5 protein-coding genes and 1 pseudogene are annotated in these 5,621 nt (G+C 42.4%); all 6 read left to right on the forward strand.

Annotated elements, in window-relative coordinates; all coding sequences use genetic code 11:
- Positions 1–495 (forward strand): HDOD domain-containing protein (locus K8S13_RS09800; RefSeq protein ID WP_291462265.1); only part of this gene is annotated, 495 nt, incomplete at its 5' end.
- Between the two features lie 148 nt (positions 496–643).
- On the forward strand, positions 644–2,005 hold the full coding sequence (locus tag K8S13_RS09805; RefSeq protein ID WP_291462266.1) for a VWA domain-containing protein: 1,362 nt from the start codon (positions 644–646) through the stop codon (positions 2,003–2,005).
- Positions 2,006–2,030: 25 nt separating this feature from the next.
- Complete coding sequence (locus K8S13_RS09810; RefSeq protein ID WP_291462267.1) at positions 2,031–3,758, forward strand: HAMP domain-containing sensor histidine kinase; 1,728 nt, start codon at positions 2,031–2,033, stop codon at positions 3,756–3,758.
- Entirely contained in the window at positions 3,745–4,452 is a 708-nt protein-coding gene (locus K8S13_RS09815) for a response regulator transcription factor (protein ID WP_291462268.1), read from the forward strand. Before K8S13_RS09810 ends, K8S13_RS09815 begins: the two co-directional genes overlap by 14 nt.
- Before the next feature lie 279 nt (positions 4,453–4,731).
- Positions 4,732–5,013, forward strand: a complete 282-nt coding sequence (locus K8S13_RS09820) for a 4Fe-4S binding protein (protein WP_291462269.1) — start codon at positions 4,732–4,734, stop codon at positions 5,011–5,013.
- A 2-nt stretch (positions 5,014–5,015) separates the two neighbouring features.
- Positions 5,016–5,621 (forward strand): annotated as a pseudogene (locus tag K8S13_RS09825) (pyruvate synthase subunit PorA); the annotation flags it as partial.

Here is a 5,621-nt window from a genome sequence, read left to right on the forward strand (position 1 = left end):
CTGGCATCTGCAAGGCGGGCAATGCTGGCCCATGAGCTTGCACAAATCCTCTGCCCGGCAAAAGAGTCTGAATGTTTTACTGCAGCCTTTCTCCAGGATATGGCCCTGCCGTTTCTTGCCTGCCACAGGAGTGAGGATTATAATTCGATTTTGGAGAAATGGCATCTTGAAGGAGGCGATCTTGCCCAATTGGAGCGAGAGTCTCTGGAATGGGATCATGCCCAGGTTGCCACATGGATTTGCAGTGAATGGGGGCTTCCTGAAAATATTGCGTTGGCCATCAAGAATCATCACAACCCGGATATTGACAAAGAGTATGAAGTTTTAGGGCCCATCAGACTGGTTTCAATATTAAGGGAAGATGATTCAAATAACGGGCTGGATGAAATGATTGCCGAGGCAGTTGGCGTTTACAATATTTCCCAAGAAAAAATGCAGGCAATCATTGAACCTGGTTTTGAGAAGGCCAAAGACCTTGCCCGGATGATTGTATAATTTTTTTACAAGTTTTTTACAACCTTTTTACCCCGTCATGACACATTGGGAAATCAGATCCTGTAGAGTTGAGTTAGATGTAAAACTAATCTTTATATTGCAGTTTTACAAAAAAATTGATTAACTCAATACACAGAGGAGAAAGACCATGACACACTCAAGATGGTATCAGCACCGAATAATTATTTCTTTTTTTACAGCTTTGATTATATTTACCTTGATGATGGGAGTTGCAGGGGCGAAAATTGAATCTACCAAAGTTATCTGCAGGGTGGAGACAGACAGGGCCGTTCTGTTGGCAGGAGATTCCCAGAATATAGTGCTTAAGGTGACCCTTGATGCACCATCGGCCCCTGTCCATGTTAAAAGGCCCCCTGTTAATCTTGCCCTGGTTCTGGATCAGTCCGGCTCCATGAACGGCACCAAGATTGAACAGGCAAAGGCAGCTGCCATTGAAGCATTAACCCGGCTGGGGTTCCAGGATATTTTTTCCGTGGTGGTCTATGATACCAATATCCATACCATTGTCCCGGCTCAGAATGCTCGAAATATACAGGGGATTATCCACACCATTCAACAGATTCGCGCCGGTGGCAGTACCGCCCTTTTCGGTGGTGTCAGTCAGGGTGCTTCCGAGATCAGAAAAAATCTTGAAAATGATTATATCCATCGTATTATTCTTCTGTCAGATGGCCTTGCCAATGTGGGACCCAGGATGCCGGAAGATCTTGGACGGCTGGGGGCGGCCTTGATTAAAGAAAATATTTCCGTCACAACTATTGGGGTTGGTACGGATTATAATGAAGATCTCATGGCAAGGCTTGCCCAGAAAAGTGATGGTAACACCTATTTTGTCGAGTCGGGATTTGATCTTCCCAGGATTTTTTCAGCAGAACTGGGGGATGTATTAAATGTGGTGGCGAAAAAAGTAAAAGTGATTATAACGCTGCCGGACAATGTAAAGCCTGTTAATATTATCGGCAGGGAAGGCAGGATACGGGGAAAACAGATAGAGCTTTACATGAATCAGCTTTATGGGGATCAGGAAAAGTATGCCCTGGTTGAAGTCAATATTCCAAAGTCAACATCCGGATCAAGAATCAAGATTGCCCAGGTTGATGTAACTTATGAAAATCCTTTCACCCGGAAACAGGAACAATCAACCGGAATCTCATATGCCGGCTTTAGCAGTGATCCTGAAAAGGTCGCCGGATCAACCAACATTGATGTGGTAAGGGAATATCAATTAAATCTTAATGCCCTGTCCCAGGAAAAAGCCATTGAATTGTCTGATAAGGGAAAGAAAAAAGAGGCGGTAAAAGAACTTAAGCAGTCGGCAGCCAGGTTAAAAGGCATCGGTACAATGTACAGGGATGAAAAACTTATCAAAGAAGCCGATGATCTTGAAATTCAGGCTGAGATGATTGAAGCTCAGGGCATGAGCAAGAAAAGCCGTAAGGTTTTAAGGACCAAATCTTATCAGATGAAAAACCAGCAGCTTTCACAATAGGTAAAAAACTGGTATGGCATAAGGTATGACAAGCAAACGTTCCATTATCATATTCTGGGCACTATTTTTAGTGCCCACCCTTATTATGGCCGGTATTGCCGCAAGACTCCTGGCCCATGAGCAGGATCGGATCAATCGGTCAGCCAGCCAAGCCTTGTCCGAAAGGGCAAAAGCAATTTCTGAAACCATTCATCTCACGGTTGAAGCGGTTCAGGAAAATTTAAGCCGGTCTTTACTGGATATTGATCAGTATAAACTTAAAAAAACGCTTTTGATATGGGAAGAGATCAATCCTCTGGTGCGCAATATTTTTATTTATCAAAAGGACCGGGATCTTGAATATCCAGTCAGGGGAATGGGATCCACCCTTGAGGAGAGACGGTTTATTTCCCGGTATGACTCGCTGTTTTCAGGGAGAATGAAGTTTGATTTTAATGCAGATCCTTTAAAGGATGAATTAAAGGCTACTGGTTTGCCAGGGTCTTACTCAGATTCGAGTCAATATGATTCTGCTATAAAAAAACAGACAAAATCATCCCGTCAAAAACTTGTTGCCTTGTCAAGACTTGTACAAAAAGCGCCTGCCTCAGGTCAGCAGGCCTTTTCCTCTGATGAACCGGAACAACAATTGATAGAAAAGTCAGGATGGATTCCCTGGTTCAGTGAGAACCGATTGTGCATTTTGGGCTGGGTGCAAAAATATGAGAATGGATTGGTATACGGGATCGAACTGGAATTGATGGCCTTGTTGTCAAGGCTGGTGGTTGATTTCCCGGAATTACCGGACAATAGGACTGCGTTGATATTAATGGATGGAAACGGTGACTTTATGCATCAGTCCGGAAAAATGATGGTCGATCCCAAAGAAAAACCCCTGGCAGTCGTTTCCATATCAAACCTGCTGCCCCATTGGCAAATGGCTGTTTTTATCGATCATAAAGGGTTTGGATCAAATCAGGGCTTTTTATATATCTCTATAATTTTACTGGGTGTGTTTATCGCTGCCATTATATCCGGGGGTATTCTTTTGACCCGCCTGACTCTTCAGAATATGAAAGATGCAAGGCAGAAAACCTCATTTGTTTCTTCAGTATCCCATGAACTGAAAACACCTTTGACCAGTATCAGAATGTATGCAGAGCTTTTGTTATCCAAAAGAGTTAAAGATGAAAATAAAACACAGACTTATCTTTCGGTAATTGTAAATGAAAGTGGGCGATTAACGAGACTGATCAATAACGTGCTTGATTTTGGAAAACTTGAACAGGGCAAAAAGACATACCATTTGACAACCTTTGCAATGGATCAATTATTGGATCAGATGATCCAGGCCCACAGTATCAGGATTCAAAACCAGGGACTTAAAATCATACCACAGATTGAAGAAGGGGACTATCCGGTCAAAACGGATCGGGATGCCATAGAGCAGGTGGTCCTGAATCTCGTGGATAATGTATTAAAATATGCCGGTAAAGGAAAGTTTATCAAATTTGTTCTGGAAAAGGATGATTCTTTTATTCTCTTAAAAATCTGTGATGACGGGCCGGGTATACCAAAACCACAAAGAGAGGCAGTGTTTGAAAAATTTTACAGGGTGGATAATTCCTTAACCGCACAGCAGCCGGGATCAGGATTGGGATTGAGCATTGCACGACAGATTCTGAAAGATCTTAAAGGAGATCTTACTTTTTATCCTATGCCGAAAAATGGCAGCTGTTTTACAATAAGGATAAAAAAATATGAACCGCATTAAAATTCTTGTGGCGGAAGATGATATCAATATCAGGATGGGACTTGTGGATACCCTTGAAAGCGAAAATTATCAGGTAACCCAGGCCAAAGATGGCAGGCAGGCTCTGGAATTGTTTGCAAAGAATTCCTTTGATCTAGTTCTTTTGGATATCATGATGCCTGAAAAAAGCGGGTATGATGTCTGCCGGGATATCCGGAGGCAAAATGAAGACGTTTGTATTATCATGCTGACAGCCAAAGGTGATGAAATTGATAAGGTGGTAGGGCTCAAGCTTGGCGCGGATGATTATGTGACCAAACCTTTTGGTGTTCATGAGCTTTTAGCAAGGATAGCTGCCGTGCTTCGCAGAGGCAAAAGAGCATCACCGGGAAAAAAAGAGTTTATCCATGACGTATTTATATTTGGTGAGTTTGAAGTAAACTCTAAAACCTATAAATTGTCCAAAAATGGCAGTACCATTGATCTTTCAGAAAGAGAAATCAAGCTTATCCGGCTTTTTTATGCACATCCGGGAGAAGTCTTAAGCCGGGATAATATTTTAAATGCCATCTGGGGGATTGATTATCTTGGCACCACCCGGACCCTTGATCAGCATATTGCGCAGCTTCGCAAAAAAATCGAAACCGACCCTTCCAACCCATCTCTTATCACCACCATTCATGGCGTGGGATACAGATACGTGAACCCTGTCTAAGAATTAAATATTTGTAAAAATTTGTTTCAATGGATAATGGGAAAGATATATCCTTAGAAGATAGTTGACTAATCAACTATTTATAAGATTTTGAAACCCGCGTAAATTCTATAAGTACCACTTCTTATTGTTCAATTTTGATATTTTTTTGATAAAAAAAATAATTTTTTACTTGACAATGCAATTAGGCTATCGCTATGTAGTAGCTATGAAATAGATACGATTGCAGAACTATATTTCATAAAGGGTCATCTTATTTTCTAAGGAGGAGTGGGTTGTATGTCACCAAATAAATTTTTTAAGCATGAAGGACCGTGGTCAGATGCAAATGACCCCCTGATGTGTTCTGATACCGGGAGTTGGCGAACCAAACGGCCGGTGGTTGATAAGGATCAATGCATATTCTGCGGGTTTTGTGCGATCTATTGTCCGATTCAGGTAATGGAGATGGTTGAAAATTCATATTTTTCTCCTGACCTGGGATTTTGTAAAGGGTGCGGGATCTGTGCCAAAGAATGTCCCACAAATGCAATTTCCATGATGCCGGAGGGGGATTTTTAAAAATGAATACAAAAGCCAAAGAGAAGTCACAGATTAAGGTTATAACCGGAAATGCCGCAGCCGCGATCGGAGCCCAACTTGCCCGTCCGGATGTGGTGGCAGCATACCCGATTACTCCCCAGACAGAAATAATTGAGCAGATTTCCAAATTTCATGCAAACGGGGAAATGGATTGCGAACTGATTACTGTTGAAGGTGAAAATTCTGCCATGAACGCTGTTATGGCTGCTTCCCTTGCAGGTGGCAGGGTGTTTACCGCCACTTCTTCATGGGGCCTTGCTTTTATGTATGATGCGGTTTTAGCAACAGCAGGGGCCAGAGCGCCAGTGGTCATGGTGAATGTAAATCGTGAAACACCGGGGATTATTGCCGTATGTTCCGGGCAGCAGGATATGATTTCCACAAGGGATGCCGGATGGATTTTCCTTATTGCAGAAGACTGCCAGGAAATAATCGACCTTGTTCTCCAAGCATACAGGCTGGCTGAGGATTATGATATCCAGGTGCCTGTTATGGTTCATTATGACGGGTTCTACCTGTCATACCTGTCTGAAGTTGTGGATGTGCCATTTCAGGAAGATGTCGATAAATTTTTATCTGTTTTAAAA

The organism is Desulfobacula sp. (assembly GCF_021107415.1).

Excerpts from the sequence above, each read along its gene's own strand:
- K8S13_RS09805 (WP_291462266.1), top strand. The coding sequence starts at position 644 with ATGACACACTCAAGATGGTATCAGCACCGAATAATTATTTCTTTTTTT.
- K8S13_RS09810 (WP_291462267.1), top strand. The coding sequence starts at position 2,031 with ATGACAAGCAAACGTTCCATTATCATATTCTGGGCACTATTTTTAGTG.
- K8S13_RS09815 (WP_291462268.1), top strand. The coding sequence starts at position 3,745 with ATGAACCGCATTAAAATTCTTGTGGCGGAAGATGATATCAATATCAGG.
- K8S13_RS09820 (WP_291462269.1), top strand. The coding sequence starts at position 4,732 with ATGTCACCAAATAAATTTTTTAAGCATGAAGGACCGTGGTCAGATGCA.